Annotated in this window: 20 protein-coding genes; 1 reads left to right on the forward strand and 19 read right to left on the reverse strand. The window is 35.6% G+C overall.

Annotated features, from left to right (window positions below; translation table 11 throughout):
* Nucleotides 1-84: 84 nt before the first annotated feature.
* On the forward strand, nt 85-1,236 hold the full coding sequence (locus tag IGJ02_RS13530) for a pyridoxal phosphate-dependent aminotransferase (RefSeq protein WP_430602364.1): 1,152 nt from the start codon (nt 85-87) through the stop codon (nt 1,234-1,236).
* 62 nt (nt 1,237-1,298) lie between these two features.
* Here the strand turns inward: IGJ02_RS13530 and IGJ02_RS13535 are convergent, their stop codons facing one another.
* The 19 genes from IGJ02_RS13535 to IGJ02_RS13625 all read right to left on the reverse strand — a co-directional run bounded on the left by IGJ02_RS13535 (nt 1,299) and on the right by IGJ02_RS13625 (nt 26,696).
* On the reverse strand, nt 1,299-2,000 hold the full coding sequence (locus IGJ02_RS13535; protein ID WP_430602366.1) for a recombinase family protein: 702 nt from the start codon (nt 1,998-2,000) through the stop codon (nt 1,299-1,301).
* Nucleotides 2,001-2,337: 337 nt separating this feature from the next.
* Nucleotides 2,338-4,878 (reverse strand): hypothetical protein, encoded by a 2,541-nt coding sequence (locus IGJ02_RS13540; protein ID WP_430602367.1) that lies wholly within the window; start codon nt 4,876-4,878, stop codon nt 2,338-2,340.
* A gap of 118 nt (nt 4,879-4,996) precedes the next feature.
* A complete protein-coding gene (locus tag IGJ02_RS13545; protein WP_430602368.1) occupies nt 4,997-5,617 on the reverse strand; it encodes a hypothetical protein in 621 nt (206 codons plus the stop codon).
* Between the two features lie 12 nt (nt 5,618-5,629).
* Entirely contained in the window at nt 5,630-6,451 is an 822-nt protein-coding gene (locus IGJ02_RS13550) for a BsaA family SipW-dependent biofilm matrix protein (RefSeq protein WP_430602369.1), read from the reverse strand.
* 37 nt (nt 6,452-6,488) lie between these two features.
* Nucleotides 6,489-7,214, reverse strand: coding sequence for a cell wall protein (locus IGJ02_RS13555; protein WP_430602370.1), 726 nt, complete (start codon nt 7,212-7,214; stop codon nt 6,489-6,491).
* Nucleotides 7,215-7,255: 41 nt separating this feature from the next.
* Nucleotides 7,256-8,506, reverse strand: a complete 1,251-nt coding sequence (locus IGJ02_RS13560) for a hypothetical protein (protein ID WP_430602371.1) — start codon at nt 8,504-8,506, stop codon at nt 7,256-7,258.
* 65 nt (nt 8,507-8,571) lie between these two features.
* Nucleotides 8,572-9,465 carry a signal peptidase I gene (locus IGJ02_RS13565; RefSeq protein ID WP_430602372.1) on the reverse strand — a complete coding sequence of 298 codons (894 nt, stop codon included), beginning with the start codon at nt 9,463-9,465 and terminating at the stop codon, nt 8,572-8,574.
* A gap of 473 nt (nt 9,466-9,938) precedes the next feature.
* Nucleotides 9,939-10,802, reverse strand: coding sequence for a methylenetetrahydrofolate reductase [NAD(P)H] (gene metF / locus IGJ02_RS13570; protein ID WP_430602373.1), 864 nt, complete (start codon nt 10,800-10,802; stop codon nt 9,939-9,941).
* The gene (gene metE / locus IGJ02_RS13575; RefSeq protein WP_430602374.1) at nt 10,803-13,067 is read right to left on the reverse strand and encodes a 5-methyltetrahydropteroyltriglutamate--homocysteine S-methyltransferase; all 2,265 of its coding nucleotides are present in this window, start codon (nt 13,065-13,067) and stop codon (nt 10,803-10,805) included.
* 160 nt (nt 13,068-13,227) lie between these two features.
* Nucleotides 13,228-13,953, reverse strand: a complete 726-nt coding sequence (locus IGJ02_RS13580; protein ID WP_430602375.1) for an epoxyqueuosine reductase QueH — start codon at nt 13,951-13,953, stop codon at nt 13,228-13,230.
* A gap of 343 nt (nt 13,954-14,296) precedes the next feature.
* Nucleotides 14,297-16,240, reverse strand: coding sequence for a lectin-like domain-containing protein (locus IGJ02_RS13585; RefSeq protein WP_430602376.1), 1,944 nt, complete (start codon nt 16,238-16,240; stop codon nt 14,297-14,299).
* 487 nt (nt 16,241-16,727) lie between these two features.
* Nucleotides 16,728-18,026 carry a hemolysin family protein gene (locus IGJ02_RS13590; protein WP_430602377.1) on the reverse strand — a complete coding sequence of 433 codons (1,299 nt, stop codon included), beginning with the start codon at nt 18,024-18,026 and terminating at the stop codon, nt 16,728-16,730.
* A gap of 446 nt (nt 18,027-18,472) precedes the next feature.
* On the reverse strand, nt 18,473-19,075 hold the full coding sequence (gene lepB / locus IGJ02_RS13595; RefSeq protein WP_430604116.1) for a signal peptidase I: 603 nt from the start codon (nt 19,073-19,075) through the stop codon (nt 18,473-18,475).
* A 39-nt stretch (nt 19,076-19,114) separates the two neighbouring features.
* Nucleotides 19,115-19,783, reverse strand: a complete 669-nt coding sequence (locus IGJ02_RS13600) for a hypothetical protein (RefSeq protein ID WP_430602378.1) — start codon at nt 19,781-19,783, stop codon at nt 19,115-19,117.
* Between the two features lie 22 nt (nt 19,784-19,805).
* Entirely contained in the window at nt 19,806-20,954 is a 1,149-nt protein-coding gene (locus tag IGJ02_RS13605) for a DUF916 and DUF3324 domain-containing protein (RefSeq protein ID WP_430602379.1), read from the reverse strand.
* A gap of 89 nt (nt 20,955-21,043) precedes the next feature.
* Complete coding sequence (locus IGJ02_RS13610) at nt 21,044-21,829, reverse strand: WxL domain-containing protein (protein WP_430602380.1); 786 nt, start codon at nt 21,827-21,829, stop codon at nt 21,044-21,046.
* A 31-nt stretch (nt 21,830-21,860) separates the two neighbouring features.
* Complete coding sequence (locus tag IGJ02_RS13615) at nt 21,861-22,667, reverse strand: WxL domain-containing protein (protein WP_430602382.1); 807 nt, start codon at nt 22,665-22,667, stop codon at nt 21,861-21,863.
* The gene (locus IGJ02_RS13620; protein WP_430602384.1) at nt 22,664-22,990 is read right to left on the reverse strand and encodes an LPXTG cell wall anchor domain-containing protein; all 327 of its coding nucleotides are present in this window, start codon (nt 22,988-22,990) and stop codon (nt 22,664-22,666) included. The genes IGJ02_RS13615 and IGJ02_RS13620 overlap by 4 nt, the downstream gene beginning before the upstream one ends.
* 13 nt (nt 22,991-23,003) lie before the next feature.
* The gene (locus IGJ02_RS13625; protein WP_430602385.1) at nt 23,004-26,696 is read right to left on the reverse strand and encodes a pectate lyase-like adhesive domain-containing protein; all 3,693 of its coding nucleotides are present in this window, start codon (nt 26,694-26,696) and stop codon (nt 23,004-23,006) included.
* Nucleotides 26,697-26,787: the final 91 nt, after the last annotated feature.

Below are 26,787 nucleotides of genomic sequence, written 5' to 3' on the forward strand. Positions count from 1 at the left end.
CAAAGTAAGTTTTTCTACTTACTTTGCCCTCTTAAAAAAATAGTATAGAATGAAGTTAAGCAACAAGTAATTGGAGGTAACAAAATGGATCGACTAAATATTTCAAAGAAACATCAACAACCTGCTGAAAATATCTTAATGGATATTGCCACTTTAGCAAAACAAGTACCTGATTTACTAGACCTGTCGATCGGCGACCCCGATTTGATTACAGATGAACGAATTATTGACGCTGCTTTTACAGATGTTAAAAACGGACACACAAAATACACAGCTTCTGGTGGTAGTCAAGAATTTATCGATACTGTCGTGGCCTTTTACAAAAAACAATATGGCTTATCCTTTGAACCTAATCAAGTTCGGGCAACAGTTGGTGCCTTGCATGGGATGTATTTAACGTTACAAGTTCTCTTAGATCCAGAAGATGAAGTCATTATCCATGAACCTTACTTTTCACCCTATAAAGATCAAGTTATTTTCGCTGGTGGAAAACCTGTGTTTATTCCAACTTATGAAGAAGATGGTTTTCAGATCAATATCGATGTATTGAAAGCTGCTATTACAGATAAAACAAAAGCAATTATTATCAATTCACCGAACAATCCTACTGGAGCCGTTTTTTCTCCTGAAACATTCAAAGCTATTGCTGATTTAGCTATTGAACATGATTTCTATATTCTTTCTGATGAAGTCTATGAAGCATTTTGTTTTTATGATGATTTCGTCCCAATGGCAACATTTGCTCCTGACAATACGATTACATTTAGCAGTTTCTCAAAAGCCTTCGCGATGACTGGTTGGCGTATTGGGTATATGATTGCTCCCGACTATATTAACGATGCTGCGAAGTTGATCAATGAAAGTATAACCTACTCAGCACCTAGTCCTTCTCAACAAGCTGGTATTTACGCATTAAATCATGCTGAAACGTTAGTACCTGATGTGGTTTCGGTCTTTAAAAACCGACTAGAATACCTAGAAGAGCGGATTTCTAAGATTCCTTTCCTTTCGCTGCATCCAGTTAAAGGAAGTATGTATGCTTTCATCAATATCTCTAAAACAGGATTTACCTCTGTTCCTTTTGTTGAAAAAGTATTGAAAGAAACAAATGTATTGATGATCCCTGGAAAAGCATTCGGTGAAACAACAGGTGATAATTATGTACGCTTGGCAGCAACTCAGGATATAGACGTGTTGAAAGAAGCATTTGATCGGATAGAGAAAATGAGCTTCTAAATAAAAATAGTTTTGCTTTCCCAAATCTAATAATTGGGAAAGCAAAACTATTTTTATTATAACTACTCATTATCAGCTAAAGTATTGTATAAAATTGCTAGTGTTGCAACCATACACACGACTATTTGAATCCATAAATTATCCGAAAAATTCTCAGTTATTTTGAGAGTAGCAATCGCCAAAAAGAAACAAACTGTCAAAATTCCAGCTAATTTAACTCGTTTGAACTCTTGTTGAATCCGATAAATTGTCTCAAGTGGAACACCTTTTTGCTCAGCAATTTCTCTCAGTTTTTGTTTACCAAGCAATTGCCACATCACTCCACGATACAGTTTCTTAGCCTCACTATCTTTGCTGAGCACAGAATAAGCTTCTTTATTTCTATTTTTTTCTTTCATTAGTTTTAACTTAATTAAACGCGGATGCACTAATTGATCATTTCTAGCAACCCATGAAATAACTTCCCGCCACTCTATTAACGTCAAGTCCGGGGAGGTTAATACCATTAAATCTAGTTCTAAAACTTCCAACTCATTAAAAAATCTGAGTAGCATTCGATAGTCTCTTGAAATTACTTCCAAAAAAGCAATCACTATACAATCTCCTGGTTCTGAGTAATCTAACAACTGTTGATAGTTACTCTTTTGATTTTGAAATACTTCATAGCTCTGAGTCTCATCTGAAAAAATTTCTTCTACTTCATAATCTTCTAAAAAGTCAAATTGCTGATTTAATTTATCGCCGCGAACGTAACCTAGCTTCATCGTTCCATACTTCCTCGTCTCTTCAGTTTGTTCTTTTATTTATCTACTGTTCATCATACCTACTTATTTCTTTTTTTGAAGAAGCGGGTTGTCTATTAGGCTTAGAAGCTGATCTTCTTCTAGTAATTTGATCAAGCCTAATTGCTATTTCCGTATTTTTTCGTATGACGAAAATAAGTAGGATACTATGAATAAAAATGATGCTCCCTAAAGCCAATAATAGTAAATACATTTTACGTCATTCCTATTCATCCGATTTAGAGTTTTCAATTAGTCCAATCAATGGTACTCTACAAACCAATCTCTTTAAATCCTGAAAAATGTTTTCCTTTTCTATTTATTCAGTCTTAATTGTTCCTAATTTATTGTCCTTATACTCCCAATGATAAAATGAAGGTTGTTTGGTGACTGGTTTGATGTATGTTGTTAGCCAAATTTCTGGATTAACTGACACATCCACCTGTACCGACTTTTGTGTACTAGCATTTGGCAAATGTTGCACTTTACTAGTTGTTAACACATAACCAATCAGTTCGTAATTCATTGGTATTTTTGAAGTAAAAGAGTACACCGGTTCTCCCATTTGATAGCGAATAATATAAGTATCAAATGCTGCACTATTATTTGTAGTTGAATTAAATGTTACAGAAAATTCATCCTTATTTTGTCCTAACTTAGTTTGGCTTACTAATTGACCAAAACCTTTTTTAGGTATGACAACCTGATCGTTCCCATCATTGACAACTTGTCTACTATGAAGGGTCAACTTTCGAAGGCCATAAATTAAGCGACCTTCCTGAAATTCATTTGTAATCAACCACTCAAGTTTTGTTATTTGATTACCGCCCATACTAACTAGCTTAATAAAATCATAAAACTCTACTTTTTTGGGAGTAATACTTTCAGTCTTGGTAATTGTTAACTTTTGATCTAACAGTATATTAGCCGAAGGGATAGGATTATTCGCTTCATCATATGCTTTCAATAAAATTTTTTGAGGGACGTCTTCTGCCCAACCGACTTTAGTTACCTCATTTATTGAAGATTCATTTTTATCTTTCTCATAAAAAACTATTTTAATTTCACCTTTTTGGTCAACAGGATCCTTGATTGAAAATCGTAGTTGATTGATGAAGTTAGTAATTATCTTCAAATCATTATTTTCTTTGATAGCAAATGTAAAAGAATTATATTGCGGCACTGTATTGTCTTCCTTAGATGTCCACTTTGCAGGTAGTATTAAAGAGCCAAAATTTTTGATTACTGTATTTTTAGGCGTAAGTATTTCCAGTGAACCCATTTTTTTATTTAAAGTGCTATCTAAATTTAATTCAATTAATTTAAATTCATTTTCTGTACGTTCAACTTTAAAATCAACGTTCTGACTCAAATCTTTGATGCGTTGACTATTTACTGGTGAAATATTACTAGAGCGATCTACAGCCAAAACATGTAGATATTTTTCTGAATTTTTACTTTCTTGAATCGCAAAAGTACCTCTCGTATCATATTCGACAGAATCATTATTGGGAGCAACATATAAATCATATTTTTCTGGATCTATTCTGCCGTAAGTATCTTTATACCCTTCAACTTTTTCTTTTAAATTTGAGTTTGGTGAACTTGTTAATTCATAAAAGTAGCCTTCAACATTACTCATAATAACTTCTTTCACTATATCTGATTTTTTTTTGCCAAATGATTTAGTATGGGCTTCTATATACCATTGATATTCTTTCCCTTGATCAGAAGCATCTAACCTAACATTCAGGTTTCCTTCTTTGCCATAGCTGATACTAGCATTAGGTTTGTTTGGTGCTCTATCATCTTTAACAGTCTGGTCACTAGCAAAGTTATCTAACGATACTTGCGCCAAATTATATAAAGTATTAGCAATGATCTTTCTTTCATCTAAGCTTGAACTTCCTTGAGAGTGCCCTGTTTGAATCATTCCAACATTGTTATTAGTCTTTAAGTACCAACCACCTCGCCAATTTCCATCTACCAAAATTGGGTTTGGCCAAGGATCAGTAGGATTGATAAATTCAAGCCATGTTGTTCCAATAGTTGTATCTTGCAACTCGATATTATGAGCATAGGGAATATTCAAAACGACATCATTTTCTAATTCAAAAGGAAATTTCATTAAGTATCCATTATTAACTAACTTAACTTCAGCAGAACCCGTTATAGAATTTGTTTGACGCCTACCCACTCCTAATAAGTCTTTAAAATGCGCATAAAACACAGCTCTTGTATTATTGACTGTATCATGACCAAATAATACACCTCGCCCTGTATCAAGATATGCTCTTGTTATTTCAGCAGCGTTTTTATTGATATCTTTCATATTATTTGAATCCCATGATCCAAACATCAATACATCATACTGATAAATACCTGCACTATTTTTCAAATAGGCATTTGGATTGGCATTATACGCACTTAACGTTACTGGAGTAACCTGAATCAAGTTAGAACCATCTGATGCTTTTAAATTTAAACCGTCCATCCAAGCTTTTAACGTATTTGACTTGATCTCATCAGGATATATATTCAAAACTTTTATTGATTTTCCATAATTCAGTGAACGATTATTCCATGTTTTACCATCCTCAGATTGAAATAATTGGTAACCAGATTGACTCAAATCACTTACCTTGTCCCAATTTAAAGCCGCATAATTTTTCCGGTCTTTTTGACTCCATTTATTCTCTGCTGTTATCCTAAAATCGCCCTTTGTCACCACAGTAGATGCCTTAAGCATATCTCTCTCCTCAAAAAGATGGCCCAAAACTAAAGCCACTAATACTAATGACACCACCAACAACCATTTTCTATTATTTTTTAGTTTGTTTTGTCGTCCTCTTTTTTTCATTTTATCCCCCTGCTTTTCAATACTCATCAAATCAATGATTTCTTTGTTGAAAACACTCATTTCATGAGTGTTGCGCCTAAAAAGGCAAACATGGAATAGTCATTCCATGCGCCTATCTTTACTCCGCTTTACTTGCCAACTGTTTATCAATTGCTTGGAGTTCTTTATGATTAGGTACAGCTCCCTGCCACCAAGCATCACGATAAGCGTATTTCGCACAATTAATGGCTTCAGCTTTTACCAATAAACTAAAATTAGCTTTCTGATATTCTGACCCTAATTCTTTTTTTAAAGTTACTTGATTAAATACAGTCTCTGTACGATTTGAGCTACCGGGCTTTAAAGCTTTTAAATAATAGTAATACCCATCCTCACCTAGTTTCCAGTACTCGCTATTCAAATCTAACATGACTTCTGCTCCAATTTTTGAAGGTAACAAACGAATACTCCCACTACTCTCTAAACGAATTTCTGGCTGAATCATTACTCGAACAAACTGATTGACTGTGCCTGTATTCTCTATAGCTACTTTTTTTTCAACCGAAGTACCTGGTAAAATCGTTGTTGGTGCATTGAAAACTTCATTCACGTTAGTTTGAAGGTCTCCGATTTGAAAAAGGTTTGCTTTCTCTTCCCTTACCATCATCGCAGCGTATGCTGCCGCACTTCCTACCACTAAGCACAAGACAATCACAGATATTAGCCAGAAAATATGGACAAACTTTTTCTTGTGTTTCATTTTGAGTACCTCCTAATGAACTTTTCCACGATACATCGTTTCTACATACGAATTAGAAGTGACTTTCCAATCTCCCAATAAAGATTTCGTAATATCATGAGCATCCATGACTGGGATTAATTGATACAAAGATCCTTTATACTTATTAGGAACGTTTTTCTCTAATATTACACTTCGAATCAACTGTTTGGTTTTTTCTTTAGGTTTTAATACTTCTGAATAGTAAAAATATCCATCAGAAAAGTACCAGTAATTCTTTATCCCAGATGCTGGCTTATTTTTTATATCATAAATATCTTTATCATTAAATTGAATCGTCACGTATTTAAGACCGTCCACGGTTCGATTCCCTTTATAACTATATGCAGTTTTTGGGTTTGTTTTATCTCCTTTATAAATATCTGATATTGTATAATATTTTCCAGAAGCTACTTTATATGTATTGCCTTTAGCCCAAGTTGCAGCATTTTCTATCTGTATATCAGCCCCACTAGAACGATTCACAACTTTTCGCTTGCCATTGCCAATCCCGTCGGCCGTATCTAGCTCAAACTGAGCAAAAAACTCATATAAAGAGATACGAACAATAGCCGGCATTTGTCCATTATTTTCCACTGATAATTCGTTTGCGGTTACTTTACCTGGCATCCATTGTAGATTTGGAATGAACGCTTCATCGATTGTTGCGGAAAGCTTCTTAGCATTGGGCTTACTGGGATTGATTTTCTCATCACTGTAGGTGATCCAAGAGTAAGTACTTCCTACTATAAGCAATAGACTTAAAAATAAAGAAAACACCGCCAAAAAAGGTTTATTTTGGTTAATTACTTTCAATAGCTTTCTCCCTCTGCTCATTTGCCTCCCCCTTCCTCTAATCTACTTTACTTTGTTCTTCTTTGCGCTTTTTCCATAGTAAAATCGTGATTAACACTAACAAAAGTCCAGTTAATGTTTTATAAATCAGATTTTTAACTTCTTCACCCGTCATTGGAAACATACCTTTAGATTTTGGTTTATCTGGTGCAGATGTACTACTATCAATTGTCTTAGGCTGATTTTTTGTAGCAATAAATGTCCAGTGATAAAGTAATTGACTTTCTTCTTTATAATCTGCAAGCGTTAAATCTTTATCCACCTCAAACATAGCAGTCAAAATTTGATCTTTACCATATTCACAAACGCCTATTATTAAAGGCTGCACAGTCCAATCAAATTCTTCGTTCCCTAATAACGGACCTTGATACAATTTTTTTCCATCAAGAGACAAAGTTAATTTTACTTGCTTGTTAAAATCGATTACTCCTTTAGTTGACTCTGGAGTAGCTAATAGTCCTAACTCGAATGGTTCTTTTACGTCCATACTACGAATCGTGATGGTCTTTTCATAGCTTTCTCCAGGTAAGACATTTGGCAAATCGACATAATACTCTCCTTCAGATGTAGCAGATATCCCTGTCTCATCGCCAATGACCACTCCTGGAGGAAGGGTTTGACTGGCAACAGCTACTAGCTTAGCGTTGGTAAAGGTGAAGAAGATACTTGAAAAACTATACAAAACCAAAACTAATATACGTTTTCGCATTGATTGTTGCTGCATCGTTTTTCCCCTTCCTATTCCATACTCATATCAATTACAAATTAACTTACTGCTTGTCCATCTAAATACGTTGTGATTTTTTTAGTTTCCGAACCATCAGACCCATTCAGGTTCCAACCAGTGTTATCAGACAACGCTTCTTTAGTTGCTTGAATGGCTTCCATTTTTACAATCAAATCATAGGTTGCATTAGTATATTCTTTTCCAATAGCATTTGTAAATACTAATTTTTTCATTAACTGAGGTGTTGTTGCACCTGACTTAAGTGGACTAGTAAAATAAAAATAGCCATCTTCTTTGTTGTAAACCCAGTTATCGTTCTTCAAGTCTGCAGTTGTTCCCATATCTGTACCATACTCAATATTTATTCCACTAATATTTAAGGCTGCTTTATCTGCTTGTACACCTTTTTTCTCTGAGTTGGCCACTGGGATTTGTTCAGCTGCTGTCGCTATTGTTACAGCAGGAATCTCTGAAAGACCCAACGCTGCAGTCGTATAGTCATACTCTATATCATACTTTTTACCTGCGCTTCCTAATAAAGAAGCTTTTGCTTTAGTTGCCTCTGGCGATGCACCTTCTAAAGAAGCCGCTGCCCAGTTTGTTACTGCATATTTGTATCCACCACTATAAACTGAGTATTTAGCCTTTGACATAGCAAAGTTCCAGTTTCCAACAAGTGAACCTTCAGTATTTCCACCAGTTACTGAGACATCTGTTTCCATTGCCTGGTATTTACCTGGTGCATATTCAAAAAATGCTGAATAATTGAAAGTAGTTACCTCTGCAGTCGTTACTGGATTTTTGGTAACTGAACCTTTTGCATAAACCTTTACACCTGCTGGTAAAGCTGCTCCTTGAGAATCTTTGACCTTGCTTGTCACATCTGTATAGCCACTTTCTTGTTTAACATACTTTTCTCCGTCATATTCGACAGGAACATCATCTGCTAACGGATTTGGTTTTTCGCTAGCTGTCCACCCTTTATCACGATTTGTCACAGCACCTTTTTCTGTCAGATATTTCAATACTTCTTCATAAGACACACGCACAAATACTGGTACATTCCCCGTGTTTTTAACAGTGACTTCTTTGGTTGCTTCTGTTCCTGGAATAATATCTTTAGGGTTCCACACCTCTTCTACACTGACGCTGTCATCTTTGATTGCAGCTGCATCCACGCGGTTAATTTTTTGATCTTGCGAGTTAATCCAAGCAAAAGTACCTGCAAGAAAGGCTAGTAAAGCCAATCCTGAAGCTGCCGCCAACTTTTTCTTTTTGTTCTTTTTCATTTTTAATAATCCTCCTATTAAAATTAATGTATATTCTCACTTGCTTTTTAAACTAAAGCTAAGTGTTAATATTGCCTTTCGTACATGGGTCGTCTACCCTTTTTTCTCTCATTTAGATCTTTTTCTGGTGTAAATAGATAGGATTTCAGAACTAGAAAGAAACCATACAATGAAAGAATACAAACAAGACACGCCCAAAATTCTTCTCGAGCAAATTCAATAACGTTACCTATCTTCGGTACTGCAAAGACCACCTTACCTAACACACGATCTGAGGTTATTGGCGGATCATTGCTTTTATTCGCATCACCTTTTGTAACTAGATAGTTGCCTTTTTCTCCATTTAATTCCTCTTTACGCTCAACCATTCTATGAGTCAAATAACGTGAACCATCGCCGACAGCAAAAGTTACAATATCGTCAGGTTTGACCTTATCACCATCCATAAGTTTAACGATGACGACATCTCCAGCATAAAATCCCCCTTTTGGACCATTTTCTTGTGGAACCATAGAATTAGTCAAAACTGTATAAAATCGATAACCAAAAATCGATGCTGTTGATTTTGAACTGAAAGAAAACATAACTGCCATAAAAATAATCCCAATCGTAACGCCATAAAATACCAAATTACTAAAAAAAGAAAATATTAAGATGCCCGGACTTTTAGTACTTGAATGTTGTTCACGGAATTTATAATCATTTCTCAAGCTTCGTTCTCGATTTGGTCGCTGAGGTCGTATACGTCTTGTTTGAATACTTTTTCGATGTCCATATCGTTCAAATGTATCAGAAAAATCGTCACGAGAGCTTCTCCTTCTTTGGCTCGGCCTTTTTTTTAAACGCTCTCTTTCATAACTTTTATTTTCTGAATCCCCTCTTCCAACTTTTGTATTACTTCGCCTAGCACATTCGTCTTTAGAATAGTTATTCAATTTGACAGACGCTTTTCTCGGCATACACAATCTCCTTTCATCTCATCAAAAAATTATGAGTTGTTACTTACTTTTACAACTCATAACTAAATAATCTATACTTAAATCACATTAGAAATACATTTTATTCTAAAAGATATCTTTTTTATCCATAAATAAACTATATACATTGTTATTTTTCAAGTCAATATTTTTTTGTTACTTTCTTTCATATTTTTTTTACTAAAATAGAAAAATAGAATTTCCTTCTTAATCTAACGAATCATAATTGGTTGGAAAACGAGTAAAGACCTTAGTTAAAGTGTTTTTAACCTAAAAAAATAATATTTCTAAAAAAATATCTTTTCAAAAAAATAAAACACATTTTTTCGAAATAACCAAAAAAAAAAAAAAAACGTTGTTATTTTTTAACAAAATAACAACGTTTAAATTGGACAAAAAAACGATATAAAACTAAAAATTAGTTTTATACCGAAATTGCATTCCTTTTATGTGAATTAAGTATTAAATAAACTACGCGTAGCCTCTCTGATTTTTTGTGCAACATATGGATTATTCATCGTATACAGATGAATCCCATCAGCTCCTTGTGTAACCAAATCAACAATTTGATTAATTGCATAAGCAATCCCTGCATCTCGAATCGCTTCTGGATTATGCTCATAACGCTCCATCATCTTTAAAAATTTCGTTGGCAGTGTTACATTAGACATCTTGACCATGCGCTCGATTTGCTTTTTATTGACAACTGGCATAATACCTGCTTGAATCGGCACTTCAATTGCTGCGATATCACACTTCTCTTTGAATGTGTAAAAATAATGATTATCAAAAAATAATTGTGAGATCAATTGATTCGTCCCAGAATCAACTTTTCTTTTTAAGTTTCTAATATCTTCAACTGAACTTGCTGCATCACTGTGGGTTTCAGGATAACAAGCTCCGATAATATTAAAATCACCTTGTTCCTGAATAAAAGCGACTAGATCATTCGCATATGAAAAATCTTTTTTCGGCTCTTTATCTGGTAAAATATCCCCTCTCAAAGCTAAAATATTTTCTACCTTTTTTTGTTTTAATTCTTCCAAAATAGCTATGATTTCACCTTTTGAAAAATTTACGGCTGGTAGATGCGCTACACTTGGCAAAAATTGCTCATCTTGAATTTTCTGTGCAATATCAGCAGTACTTAAGTTAGCTCCTTTTCCTCCCGCCCCTAAAGTCACACTGATAAAATCAGGTTGCTGTCCTTTCAAACGATCCAATGTATGATAAATCGTGTCAATCGGTGCAGTTCTTCTCGGTGGAAAAATTTCATAGGAAAAGACGGTTTTATCTTTAAACAAGGTATCTGTTCTCATTTACACCCCTCCACGTACCTTTTTTGCTGCAAGTGTTAAGTTTTTGAGACTGGCTTGTGTTTCTGGTACTCCCCGCGTTTTTAAACCACAATCAGGATTCACCCAAACTTTTTCAATCGGTAATTTCTTTAAAATATTATGAATCGTCACTTCAATTTCTTTTACTGATGGAACACGCGGTGAATGAATATCATAAACACCTGGTCCGACCTGAGTTTGGAAATCAATCGCTTTTAAAGCATCTAGAATATCTAAATTTGAACGAGACGCTTCAAATGAAATAACATCAGCATCCATATTATCGATATCTTGGATAATATCAGCAAATTCGCTATAACACATATGTGTATGGATTTGTGTCGCCGGCTGTACTTTACTGTGAACAAGACGAAAAGCTGGTATTGCCCAATCTAAGTATTCAGAATGCCAGTCGCTTTTACGTAAAGGCAATTTCTCACGTAATGCCGCTTCATCAATTTGAATAATGCCAATGCCATTGGCTTCTAGATCCAAAACTTCTTCTTGAATAGCTAAGGCTAACTGCAGTGTCGATTCTCTTAAACTGATATCTTCACGTGGAAATGACCAATTCAAAATTGTTACAGGTCCTGTCAGCATTCCTTTCATTGGTTTCTCAGTCAAGGTTTGAGCGTATTTCGAGTATGCTACTGTGATTGGTTTTGAGCGTGAAATGTCTCCCCAAATGATTGGTGGTTTTACACAGCGCGTCCCGTACGATTGAACCCAAGCTTTTTCCGTAAATAGATAACCATCTAGACTCTCACCAAAATACTCCACCATATCATTGCGTTCAAATTCCCCGTGGACTAAAACATCTAAACCAATTTCTTCTTGAAAAGCGATACATTCTGCGATTTTTGCTTGATTAAATACTTTATACTCATATTCACTAATTTCACCTTTTTTGAATTTTGCTCGATTTTGTTTGACTTCTTTTGTTTGCGGGAAGGAGCCAATCGTTGTTGTTGGTAAAATAGGTAATTTCAATTTATCTTTTTGGACCACTGCCCGTTTCATTAAGGCTGGTAGACGAACAAAATCTTTCTCAGTCAATGCTTCGATACGCTTTGCCACTTGCTCATTTTTAGAAAAACGTTCTTGATCGAATAGTGCCCTATTTTCGCGTAAAAAGACTTGATTTCCATCGTTATCTGCCATTATTTTCTTTAAATCATTTAGCTCAGCTAATTTTTCAACAGCAAACGCAAAATGATCTTTAACATCTTTGCTTAGTGTTGATTCATTGTCTAATGTAAATGGTACATGGAGTAGTGAACAGGAGGTATTCAATACAACTTCCCCAAATGGTTTTATTTTTTTTAGTAACGCTAACGTTTGCTGATAGTTGTTTTTCCATATATTCTTTCCATTGATGATTCCAGCAAATAATAATTTATCTTTAGGAAATCCATATGTTTCAAGTAAGCTTAGTGTTTTTCTACCTTCAATAAAATCTAAACCAATACCATCAAAAGGCAATTCAACTAACTCTTGGTAAGCATCTCGAACGTCTCCGAAATACGTTTGTGCTACTATATTTAAATTGCCTTTTTTAGCTAGAAGCTTCTGGTATAACGCTTTAAATTGCTTCACTTCAATTGGTGACAAGTCCAAAACCAAGGCTGGCTCATCAATTTGCAGCCATTCACAATCACGTTCAGATAATTTTTCAAATATTTGTGCATACGCTAGTATTGCAGCTTCATAAAAATCTCCTGCTCGTTTACTTCCTTGATAAGTGGCTAATTTTAACAAAGTAAATGGTCCTAAAATAGTGGGACGAGTGATGATTCCTGCTTCTTTTGCTTCATCGAATGATCTAAAAATTTGATCTCCAACAAGTTTAAGTTCGGTATCATCCTCGATTTCCGGCACCATATAATGATAATTTGTATTGAACCATTTCTTCATTGCTAAGGCTGTAACATCACCTTCTTCTCCTTGATACCCTCTAGCCAATGCAAAATATGTTTCTAATGGCGTTAGTTTTAGTGCTTGATATTTTGTGGGTACAATATTCAGTAAAATTGCTGTATCTAGCGTTGTATCAAAGAAAGAAAAATCACCACTTGGAATAAAGTCGATTCCCTGATCAACTAATAACTGCCAATGCTTGTTCCGTAATTCTTTTCCGGTTGCTTCTAATTCATCTGCTGTGATTTCTTTTCTAAAATATTTCTCTGTTGCAAATTTTAATTCTCTTGACTCTCCTACTCTTGGAAACCCGATAATTGATGTTTTCATACTTTTCCTCCTTCAATAAGGTATTTCAACTACTGTACCATGAGAAAGAATTATAGAATAACACTTAATTTCTATCGTTAAATATAGTTAAAAACTATAATCATTTATTGGATAAAAAAAGACAATGCTTCCATCCACTGGAAATCATCATCTTCATCTACTATTTTTTTTGTACTGCTAAAAATTCTTTTGCTTCTTTATTTACGCCTTTTAAATCTACACCTTGTTTAGTTGCCGCAAACATACATCCACAGTAGCATTGGCGATATACATCATACTCTTTACACAACTCAATCGAACGTTTATAGCCATTATTTTTCTTAAAATCACTAGGTAGATAGTTGGTTGCATAAAATTTTTGAATATCTATCCCGATTTCATTGATCAATTGACTGTTTTTCTTTGGAGACAAGGTCAATGCACTGCCAAAATAATCATAACCCAATTCTTGGGCCTTCTCAGCTACGATATCTAAACGCATTTGAAAACAGGCCGAACAACGTTTTCCGCCCTCTGGTTCTTCTGTCAGTTCCTTTTCCTGCACCATTTGGATAAACTTATTAGGTTCGTATGGTGCTGATAAGAATTTAACTTGATTATTTGTCTGTTTATTGAAATCTTCTACAAATTTCTGCTGCACAATTTCGCGGCGTTGGTATTCTGCTCTTGGATGGATATTTGAATTAGCAAAAAAAATCGTCACATCCGCATATTGTGTCAAATACTCAAGTGAATAGGTGCTACAAGGTGCACAGCAGCTGTGAAGTAAAATGGTGGGACGAACATCCGATTTTTCCCATTCTGCAATAACTTTTTGCAGGACACGATCATAATTGATTTTTTGATTGGGTGACATTTTTTCTGTTATTTCTGTTAAGTTTATCATTATGACTCCTCCGTATAAATTATACATTCCTATTTATTTTACTTTTTTAATAATCATTTATCCAGCGATTCTTTGATCTTTTATACAGAATTTGCTAGATAGTCATTAATTTTTTAGTAAGCGAGTCGTTGATTACATTTTACTAGCTTTTGATCTTACCCAAATTGTTCAAAGTAACTATCGTAAGACTTGTTGGAGGTAAACATAGCGACATAAAATAAAAAAGTGTGACAATAATCAGTTTTCGTCTGATTATTGTCACATACTCTTATTAAATAGTTGGTTTACTTCTTTATATCTTCATCAACAACATTCGTTGACAAAGAGCATATAAATTTAAACCTTAATTATTGACCTTAGAAATATTTACAGATCCGATATATCCAGGTTCATAATTTTCAACTACAATTAGTGGGTCAGTTTCATCTTCTCCAACTTCAAAAGTTGTTGTTACGCAATAATATCCCTTTTCTGCAGGTATTCCTTTATCTAATGTCGTATTAAAAATCTCACGACTCTCCTTACTGCTAGGATCACTTTTTAGTGACAACTTAACGTAGTGACCAACCAAATTATTATCCATAGGTTTAAAATAAACAGTAGCTCTATAAACTTGATTTGCCTCTAATGCGTCTTTTCCAGTATAAAGCTTATAAATACTAGCATGTTTATCAGCGTAAAATGTGTGTTCACCAACTAAAGCATTCACTGGATCTTTTATCAATTCAATATCTTCACCTGAGAACATTTTCCAACCATCTGTAGTTCCGCCAGGCCATGTGTCATGTATTTTTACTGTTACATTAATTGTTTTTCTAACCACTTTATTCGCACTGTTTTTAACTTCATAAGTAACTTTATATTTTCCTGGAATTGCTGTGTCTACATTATTCTCTACTACAGTTATTTTATTGGTTAAATCTCCATCCACTTCATCATATGCACTCAAACCAATTCGTTCGTCAAATGGATCAAATTTATCATCTTGGTAAATCTCAATGTCATTTGCTTTTAATTCTGGCTTAGCATAAACTGTTACATTAATTGTTTTTCTAGTCTCTTTATTCGCTTTGTTTTTAACTTCATAAGTAACCTTGTATTTCCCTGGAATTGCTGTGTTTACATTATTCTCTACCACAGCTATGTTATCTGTTAAATCCCCATCTACTTTATCATATGCACTTAAGCCAATTCGTTTGTCAAATGGATCAAATTTATCATCTTGGTAAATCCCAATGTCATTTGCTTTTAATTCTGGCTTACTAAAAACTGTTACATTAATTGTTTTTCTAGCCACTTCATTCACACTGTTTTTAACTTGATAAGTAACCTTGTATTTTCCTGGAATTGCTGTGTTTACATTATTCTCTACCACAGCTATTTTATTTGTTAAGTTTCCATCTACTTTATCATATGCACTTAAACCAATTCGTTTGTCAAATGGATCAAATTTATCATCTTGGTAAAGCTCAATATCATTTGCTTTTAATTCTGGCTTAGTAAAAACTGCCTCAAAGCTGTTTACTCTAACTGTTTGTTTATTGAAATATAAGCCTGTTGATGCACCTATAGTAAAGGTATACTTTTTCGATTTGTCAATACTTGGATTTTTCAATTCCCATGTTTGTCCGTCGTATTTTGCGTTTATAACTTTTCGCTCACTATTCCAATTAAGCACTAGTTTTTTAAATTGGTTTGGTGCAAATTTAATTTGTTGCATAGGTGCTAACGCAGTTAAAACATTTTTACTTTTGTCTGTTGAAACAAACCCTGCATGGGCACCTTTCATGTCTTTATGATTAAACGCTGGATCATTATCATCTGGAGCCTCTGAAAAAGTATCTAGTTCAAATCCGATTCCATTCTTCAAGCCCCTAATTCCAAGACCTCCGCCATATTCTCCAAGTTTACCAATGCTATCTTGATGAAAAGCAACAGAAATTCCGTCAGCCCCTTTTATGTCGTTACCTAAATTCACATCAACATCCAAGTTAAAATCGTATCTCATATCGAGTGATACAATTCCAGATATCGATCCTCTCTGAGACTTCTCAGCAGCAGTAAGCTGAGCAGTCTTTGAATTTATCTGAGTTGCATTTCCGTTAAAAGAAAAAAGATTTTTTAAATCAAAATCACTTTTTTCTTCAGATTTAAAGATTGAAACATTCCCATTTTCGCTCTGAGCATGACCATTAGACATGGCATTTGTTGTTACTCCACCCATACTAATTCCTATAGCTCCAGTAATACTTAAACATAACATTTTATTGATTGTACTCTTTTTCACAAATTTTCACCCTTTAATTAATATTTTTAGAGAGCGCCCTCTATAAATAGAATACTCCATATTGTTCAATAAGTCATTGATAACGTTAGTTTTTTTATTCTTTCAAGATATTTTATATGTTCTTTTGTATTATAAATTTTATTTTTTGCTAATTTTAACTCATAATCGTAAAAGAATTTTATTCTCCTTTATTATAAATATTTGTGATGTTCTTCCTTATTTGTAGGCTTTTTTATTTGCAGAAATTGGCACAAACCCAATTTTATTGTGTATCCGTTGTTTCCTTCGGGCAAATAACCGAGTAAAACCTAAATAAGCTTTCAGAAAACTGAAAGCTTATTTTACGTCAATTTTTGTTAAAGATAAATTTCACCTATTTTTTCATCAGAAAACAGTTATTGAATCGTCACTTTCCAGAGTTCAAACATCATGAAGGGTATCTGGATTTCCCGTTAGTTCTATCTATCTTAGTATGTTTTACTGTTTTTTATTCTGCTGATTTTGTTACTTTAAAATAATCAATATGAGCATGTTCATAATCCATCACTTCAAAAGTAAAACGATCTATTTTGATTTGATCTCCTACAGCGATTTGATTATTTTTTTGTTCTACAATGAAGCCTGCTAATGTAGACATCTCTGAGTTTTCAAACAATGAAATTTTAACTTTAAAGTAACGTTCAAAATCATCAAGCGTGATTTTTCCAGAAACGATATAAGAATTATCTGATTCTTTTGCAATCAAGGCGTTTTCCAAATCCGTTTCATCCCTGATATCTCCGACCAGCTCTTCTAAAATATCCTCAATTGTGACCATTCCTGTCGTTCCACCGTATTCATCCTTTAAAATTGCAATGTGTTTTCCTTCTTTTCGCATCATTGTCAATAAACTTTTGATAGGAATAGTTGTTAAAGCAACGATAGGCTCTTCCACTAACTCACTGACCTTTTTTTGGTCATTAACAAATGATTCCTTGATCAAAGCTGGCAGTGTTACATATCCCAAGACATTATCTTTAGATTCTTCGATTACTGGATAACGTGTATGTCCTCTTTTTAAAGAATGTTGGATTGCTTGAGCTACTGTTTCATCTGCATCAAAAACTTCCATAGATGTTCGGTCAACTTGGATTTCTTTTGCTAACGTGTCATCAAATTCAAATACATTTTCCATATAATGGTATTCTTCTTTTGTTAGTTCGCCTTTTTTATAAGAATCAACTGCTACATACAGCAATTCTTCCTGTGTTAACGTTTCTTCGCCTTCTGAAACTAATTTTATCCCTAATAATTTTCCTAGTTTCGCAGCAGAATGATTTAGTAACCAGATGAAAGGATACATTACTTTATAAAAATAATGCAAAGGTTTAACGATAGCTAAAACAACTTTTTCAGTTTGGGCAATACTGTAACTTTTTGGCAGCAATTCGCCCACCACGACATCTACATATGTCACAATAGCAAAACCTAAAATCACTGAAACCGTCCTACTAAGCGCGGCACTGATGGGGAGATTCCCGATTAGTGGATGTAGTAATGTTGCGACCGAACCTTCACCAACCCACCCAATGATTAGACCTGTCAATGTAATCCCTAGTTGACTAGCAGATAAATAGGCATCTAAATGATGGGTCACATGGATTGCCAGTTCTGCGTTTTTAACGTTATCCTTTTTTAATTGCTCTAATCTTGACATACGAATTTTCACTAAAGCAAATTCACTTGCTACAAAAAATGCCGTAATCGCAATCATTAAAAATAATATGAAAAAATTTATTGCAAGCATATTTTACACCTCATTTTTCTTCTATCTCTTTATTATACTTGTCCTTTCAAATTAGCGCGAATAGGAACTATTGAGATTAAAAAGTATGCTTGTGACAAATCTACTTATTTACTCTTGAAATCAACCGTCATACGAAAAAGTCTACACTAATCATTAGGTCGTCGATCTTAAGTATCAAAATAAATCTTTTTCTAGCAAGAAAAATCGGTACTTCAGTCCTTTTCTCAAGGAAGAATTCTGCCAATGGAAGATGTACTCCCGTTCTTGCTATGCTGAATTATAAACATCTATAAATATGTTTAAAAATTATTCTACATACCTTATTTCTTCTAAAAATGTCGTACACTTATCTATTTCAGGTATTTTTAGGCAAAACGTATTCTGATTAATTTCGAATTTTTATCACATCAATTTTATTTTAGAAAATTATTTTTTTATCAACTAGTTTAAAATGACTTAACTTCGTTAAAAGGAAAAATCTGTGTAGTCACTCTTCCAAAAACATTCCCTTTTGCTACCAAACCATAATGCCGACTGTCTGTCGCATAGGGTCGATTGTCTCCTAATACAAAGTAATAGCCCTTTGGAATTATAACTGCCTTTTTCACGAAATCCTCAGTGTAGTTACGGCCATTTTTTTGACTTTCATTTATAGCTGCCACCAAAAACTTCTCATCTACGGGCTGATTGTTAACGTATAACGTATCATCCTTATAACGAATTGTTTCCCCCGGCAAACCAATTACACGTCGAACTTGTGGGATTCCGCCCCCTAGGGTAAAGCTTGCTAAATCAAACCGACGCAACTCACTATTTTTTCGAATTAATACCTTATCACCTTCTCGCAACGTTGGTACCATACTGAAACCGTGTACCGTTAATAATGTTACGAATGCTAAGCTAAGCCCAATTGCCAAAATACTTCCTCCTGCCAAAGCCAAAAACAACTCCTTAAGGAACCGACTCCGCTGTTTGCGTCGTCTCTTTTTCTTTGAAGTAATTGATTTTTTTTTGCCCTGCCTAAATTTAGCCGCAGGCTTTTGCGACATTCGAGATGACTGTATCTTCTTCAAAGCTTCTCACTCCGCTTATTTTTCTTCTGAAAAGGCTGATTCATCGACCTTATAATAGGTGAAAGCGGCTTTTTCGTATGTTTGTACCTTCTTGATGTCCGCTAAAAAACTATCGACCACTTGGGCATTACCATAGAAGTTTTTGGTTTGGGTACTTGCGTTCATCCCTACCTGTTTGATCGCATTATAATAACGATTCAACGTCAGCTGGCCTTCCTCAGAATTGGTTATACTAGCCGTTTTAGTGCCGTAACTAGCCATCGCTGTAGCTAGATATCGGATGTTTTTCTGCAACTTTTCTTCCTCTTCACCTTTCTCTTTGGCGATGATTAACTGTTGCTCAAAATCGCGTAAAAGATAATAGCCTTTCACTACAGAATCTGAATCATTCGTCGTCAGGTTCATCGCTTGATAATAAGAAAGATAGCCAGCTACTCCACCAAATACGCCAGTCACAAGCAATAGGATTAAGCACTGTCGAATAGTCTTTTTTCTCTTTTTTATAAGCAACTGGCGTTTGCGTGCCATTGCTCGTCGTTTTTTCTTGTTTTTGATTCGTCTTCCTGACACTCTTCTGATCTGTTTTCCTATTCGTAAGACCTGTCCAAAAAAATAGCTTGACCCCAGGAGTGCAACGATTGTTAATGCAACACCTACAACGAAAATCCAATCTACGATAGACACTCACTTCAGCTCCTATACCTTACTAATTCTTTGGTTTTTCTTGCTTATTACTTTTATTCCCTTTTCCTTGATTTTTCTTTTGTTGCCGAGCTTTCTTAACTGCAGCTTCTTTCTTTTGCTTCTTCTTTCTAAAAAAACGAAGAATAAAAAAGAGAATGAAAATACACACAAGAAAGATACCCGCAATCAACAAGATCAAATTCCAGTCTAAGCCTTTTTTTTGAACTAAGCCCACATCTCTCTCATTGAATTTACTGGCGTCTTCGTCTGTGATTTTAAAAGCTTGTTTCCATGCCCATTTTTTATCCCCAGAAGTGACAAGAATATCTGCATCATAGTCTCCCGAAACCATTCGTTCACCATTCATGCTTACAGGAAAATTAATAAAGGAATTTGGAGCCATCCGCATAGCCGTTTGTTTTCGTTCATATAACACTGTCTCTTTTCCCTTTCCAGTAATTTGTACCTCAATAGTCATATTGTCTAAATACGCTGCCATCACATTGGAAAAATTAATAAAGATTGCATTGCGATAATTGCTTTGCCCAGCTTTCACGCTGTTTAATGCCAAATCTGGCGCTACCTTCTTGTCTGTTTCTTGTAAAACTACTCCAATAACATATGCATATTGATTAATAATTTTTGATCCACCACTATTGGTTGTTGCTTCGTCTTGTCCAACACGCATCAATTGGATACCACCTGCGATTAAACCATCGTAGGTGGTTTCCGGCATTTCAACTGTCAGTTCCAGATTTTTAGTTTCTCCTGGTGCCAATTCAACCGATTCTGGTCCTTTTACAAGATCGGTAAACTTAAATTTCAATGAAGCATCATTTTTGATCATGGATTCACCATATTCAATCACACCGTTTTGGTTCGTTTTTGCACCATTTAATTTCACATCAATCTTAACTTTTTTTGTGCTTGGATTGCTTAATGAAATGTTTAATTGTTGGTGCTGACCAGCAGTCATATTTAATTTAAAATAGCCAATTTCTTTGTCTACCTGATTATCCGGAAAAATAATGCTATAGGTAAACCCAGTTGCACCTGCTGGATTCTCTTCCTCAGCATGGACGATAACAGGTTGACAAAAAAACTGGAATCCTGCGACTAAACTACAAAAAAGCAAGATATGTTTCCATGTAAAAGTAATATATGTTTTCATAATTAACCTCGTTTATTCTAAATTATTTTTTCTATGTACACATGCCAACAAGAATTCCTTGTTGGCATGAAAAAAGCTAATAGAACGACTTATTCTGCTGCAGTGATTTTCCAAGTTACTGTTGCTGTATAATCTGTCGCTGCCATATTTGAAGCTGTTACTGCTGGCACTGTCAATTTCACAGAGTTAGCATCTGTACTTTTTTCTCCCACAGATGAATCTTTACTTTGACCAAATTCCATAATGTAACGGCCTTTCCCTTCTTTTTTATCTTTATCTGCCTTTACAACTGGTTGTGCATCATCAGGTGCTTCTGTCAAGTGGAATGCAGTATTCGCAATTGATGGTACAATATTTTCATTATCTCCTTGTGCAGCCATAATTCCATTAGCAAAATCGATTGTTGATCCTTTTAGTACATTTGTTCCTGTACTATCTGCAAACTGTTTTGTTAATTGAGCGGTTACGCTGTACCCGTATGTCCCTCCAGAACGGACATCTGCCCATTGCATATAAGCACCACGAGTTTTTGCTCCACTTTCAAAGCTCATTGGTTTAGCAAAACTTGTTACGGCATTGGCTGATGTTTGGATTGTTCCAAAATCTAAATCTGTTGTTTTTTCAATTACTAGCGAACCTGTATCTTTATTTGTATTTTCGCCTGGACTCTCTGGATCAGGATCTGGCAATAGTTTGTTTGGATCTTCTGGATCCACTGTACCCGTGTCTCCACCACCTGCTGTTCCTTCTTCAACTTTTACAGTCCCTTTTGAATCTAATTCTGTTGGTGCAGCAAAGGCTGGTGAAGCAGTTCCTAATACCGTTACTCCTAAAATTGCTACTAATGTTGTTGCACAAAGACTTCTTGCTTTCATAGTGTTTTTCCTCCTAATAGTGTGTAATTTATTAAGGCAACTTGGCTAAAATCCAAGTTATCTCCGTTTGATATTCGACCGGATGTATCACCGTTGTTTTCGGTACGGTCAAGGTGATCGCTGAATTACTATAGACTGGTTTATTGTAAGTGTGGTCTATGACCGGCTCGCCTGAAGTGTCTAGCACCGGGTTCAAGGTAGGGGACTGATTGTTCTTATTGGTATCTGAAGCACCGAAAGCGATAGTCCAAACCCCTTTCCCACTCCCAGTTTTGGCGATTGCGACTTCATAAGCTGAACCGATAGAATTCAAGGCGATTGTTTCACGTGTCACTGTTGGTGCTTCACTAGTACTGTTTGAGCTCGCCCAGCCTTCATCTAAAGAAAGAACGGCACCTTTGAGTTCTTGTTCTCCCGCTTCTTGAATGATGGAGTTAGCAAACTGCTTCTCTTGCTTAATCTGCAAGGTCCAACCTGATGAATTAGCCTGTTGATCCGTGATCTGGATATAGCTACCTCTTGGTCCAGTATCTCCGAAAAACTGTTGAGCTAAAGCTTTATATTCACGGCTCTCTTGACTGATCTTGCTTTCACCAAAATCAAGTGCCGACACATAATCTATCCGCAATGCTCCTTTAGTAGAAGGACCTTCTCCTGGATCAATCACATTTCCTGGATTTTCCGGGTCAATCGGATTGGTCACTACGCTTCCTTTTACAGAAACGGCGTCAGGTTCATCTAACAGATTTTGGGCTGCGTGTACGGTCAAACTGATAGAACTGCTGAAAAGCAATAAACCGATGGTACTGAGCCAAAAAGACATACGTGTAACTCTCACTTCGGTTCCCCCTTTCTACGCTTCCGTAAAAAGAGCACAAGGAGTATCAAGAAAATCAGAACGACTCCAATTACACCATACTTTTGTATCTGTTCTCCAGTATTGGGAAGAGGCTTCCCATTTGGTTTGCTTGGTGTCGCTGAAACTGGTTCTTGGTCAGTAGAAATGTCTGGCTCCGCCGATTCTTCATAAAATGAAATTTTGCCATTCGTGCTGACTTGACCACCGATTTCTTCACTCGCTAGGACAACATATCCTGTATACACAGCACCCAGACATAGAATCAGAGAGCAACAGAACAAGATGATTCGCATTTGTTTCATTTTCCTCTCTCCTTTATGGTTGTCCTGTCATTACTTTCCACGTAATGACACCAACATAATCTCCGGTATATACAGTATCCGAGGAGTTGATTTGAAGTTTGATTCCGTCTGTATTGGCAGTGGTTCCCCACTCATTGCTGATAACATAGCTACCTGAGACTCCTTTAGCATTGGTATGAACGACTTGCGCATTTTGATTTAGGATTGTTTCTTTCCCTTGATTCACATAGCGCAAGGCGTTGACCAACTCTTGTCCATTACCGTTACGCATTGGTGTTGACAAAGAAGCAGTCATCCGCCAACCATTGGTTGCATCAGCCCGTGTATCCGTCACGACCAATTGATTGTCAAAATGTGGATCATCCACCCGCTTAGTCGTTGCATTGTAAGTTAATGTTCCAAAATCCAGTACACTTGGAACAGAGGTTAGACTTAGTACGCCTTGTAGTTTGTACTGTACAGTGACAGTAGTATTATCAATTTTCACTGCGGTTTCATTTATTGGACGTTCAGCGATTTCATACCCTGCCGCTGTAACATTTTCCACTTGGAGTTTAACCTCATCTTTTTGGGTTAAATTCACCGTATCCCCTACTTGCGTATTAATTGTTACTGTATAACCTGGAAGTACTTGGTTCGATTCATTCACAAATTCTACCTTTAATACCGCATCCACATCGACAACCGTTACATTGATTATTGTAGAAATATCTGTTGGCAGGCCTGAATCTACAGATTTCACAGTCAGGGTCACAGGATAAGATTTCGGTTGAATATTTGTGATATCATTCAATCCACCAAAATCGGTAACGGTCACAAATGAACTAAGATCTTTTTTTTGCCCATCGACAATTTTATACGCCGTTGGTTTACTCTGCATAAGGATATAGCTTTTTAATTGGTCGGCAGATAAATTGCGAATATCAATATACGGTGCATCGAAATCAGAACCCTCAATTGCTTCTTTTGCTTCGTTAACAGTCAGCGTTGATGTAATCGTCGTCGTATTACCGGCTTCATCTGATAGATCAACTTTTACTATATGTTCGCCTATTTGACTCATAAAACCATCAACCATTGATTGTGGTGTTTCTGCATTGAATGCATACGTAAACTTCTGTGGTGCTGGATTCGAATCAATCGGATTTTTCACAAAATTTTCTGGCATTGGAGTTGCATCATTCAATGCAACATGATAATGAACAGCTTCTCCTTCTGGGGCTGTTTTATCTGCAACGGTTTGAATCATATAACTGTCTTTACCATTTAGCCAAGCGTACGCTTTTATTTTCTGACCAGCTTTTAGCACTACACTTTTTGGTACTTCAAACGTAAACTTTCCATTATTGTCAGCAATCGTATGGAATTTGCGTGTATCTCCTTCTACGGGAGATGTAATGGTAGGCGTTGTCAATAATACGTCTTTACTTGGATCATTTTCATCAGTTACAAGATAAAAGAGCATATAAGCACCATTATTGACTGCTCCAGTGAGTTTTTGCCCACTTTCTAGTGTTCTATTATCGCTAGGTTTATCAAACCCTACGACAACATCTGGGATGTAGTCGTAAACAACTCTTGAAAATTTTTCAGTTCGATAATTATCTAAAAAACTTTTCTGAATAGCATTAGTAACACTATTTCCCGCTACGCTTGTAGTAGTGATACCATTGTATTTGATTGACATACCATACATTGGCATCCAGTGGAAAGTTGGCGTTATTTGATTAAAATCTTCTTTACTCCAAGCAGAAACCTCTTGAATATCGGCTGTAAACGTACCTGGATTAGTCATGTTAATTAGATTAGCACTCGTATTTTTGCGTGCATCTAAATCAATTTTTTGGGCATTTGAGAATTGGAAGATAGTATTGCTTCCAAAGTCCAGCATGTTTCTTACACTAGTACCATCAGTTATCACTGACTCGAATATACCTTTATCACCGATAATAAATGATGATCCGCTTCCTCCATAAATCATTGAACTTTTAGAGGCTCCTTCGTTACTAGAAACAAACTTGGCAGCACCTTGATCACTTACTTTAAATTTTGAACCTGTTGAAAGATCCAAAAGGCGACCTGTTCCTCCATTTTTATTCAAGACAAGTCTTCCTTTTTCAGCTACATCAAATTGAGCGTCTTGTCCCATGGAAATAACCGGTGCACCAGCGGTCATTTGATTAGCATTAATGGTCATCTCTGCACTATTTCCCACATCGATTGCAGAATTTTGTTGAAGCATAAAGCCTGCACGAGAACCAGTAGTGCTGATTGGCCCATTGATATCTACAGTGAATTTACTATTGTCAGCAAGATGAATACCTGTGATCCATTTTGATGTTGTTGACTGATATCCTAAACGTATAGGCACACGTGTAGTTCCATCCGCTGTTTCGACATTTAGATTAGCATTTTTCCCAACATCGATTTTTCCATTTCGTTGAACACTAATAACAGACGGTATATTTCCTCCAGCTGTTTGCCAAGAGTTAGTTTCTCCTGTATTCCCCAACGTACGAATCGTGGCAGTAGCATTATCTTCTAATGTCAAAGATGGTTGAATCGTTGCCACAGTATCATAGTTAGAATACCAACTACCTAGAATTACTCCATCACCATTTTCTACTTCAATCGTTGTATCTGTATTAGAGGCAAAAACAAGTGTATGTGACTCTAATCCAGATTGATTTTTGTCTGCCATAGTACGTACTGTCCCGTCATAAGAAGTGTATTGAGTCGCTTTAGATTTAATCACATTCTTTCCTTCAAAACGCAGAACGGCTTGGAAAGAGGCGGTCACTTGTGCTCCTGTATAATTCATATTTCGATACGTGATACTCGAACCATAAGCATTTCGATCCCACATTGTTACAGGACCGTAATAGTGTCCACCGTACATATCAACGTTATCAACTACTGCTTTGTGCACAATAGATGTATTTGTTCCCCATCTATATGAATATCCAATAAAATCTAGTGAGTATCCATTCCCTAGCAATACATAGTTTTGACGGCTATCTGAGAGATTTCGATCTGTTCTATTAGTTGCTGTATTTGTCATAGAGTTTTGAACATCAATGATTGTTACCGTATTGCTCATCAACGCAGTGTCTAATTGACTCCAATTAGTTACCTTTGCGACATTTCCAATATAAACAATGACTTCACTACTCAACTCACTGCCTGTTCCAGACGCACTCGCTGGCACCGTTAACGTTAAATGAAATTCTTGTAGATCATTGGAATCAACTGTATCAATTCCATTTAAGTCGGATATTTGAATTTTATCTGTCACATCAACAACTGATCCTGCCGATATCCCATATGCTTTTGCGCCTGAATCGTTCAGAATCATTTGTTTGATTGCTGCTGTATCACCATTGTATCCTTGGATATCACTCATTGTTTTCGCAATATTCTTAACAACAATTCCTGTTCCATCTGCTGTAAGTTCATATGCTTCGTTATTCGTCATTTTTGGTGAAATTACCTCTGAAGTAACATGTTCTGGGTCTTGTTTATCTGTAATTTCCTTAGATGCATCTGTATCTAATTCATTGGTCGTTTCAGCCAATTCCGATTTAGACTCAACTGTGCTCAGCTGAGTAGACTCTTCTGCTTTTATAAATGAGGTATCACTATACGGGTAGATACTTGCTATCGCAATCAAACCCATGAGTAAAAATATAATTTTTTTACTTTTCATTTTATTCCTCCTCTCTTCCATGACATGATTTTTCTTCTAAAAATAAATTCACCCCCTTTAGTTGCAAGTAATATCCGTCACACCTTAAAGA

This window comes from Enterococcus sp. DIV0724b, assembly GCF_050531475.1.
Classification (GTDB): domain Bacteria; phylum Bacillota; class Bacilli; order Lactobacillales; family Enterococcaceae; genus Enterococcus_L; species Enterococcus_L haemoperoxidus.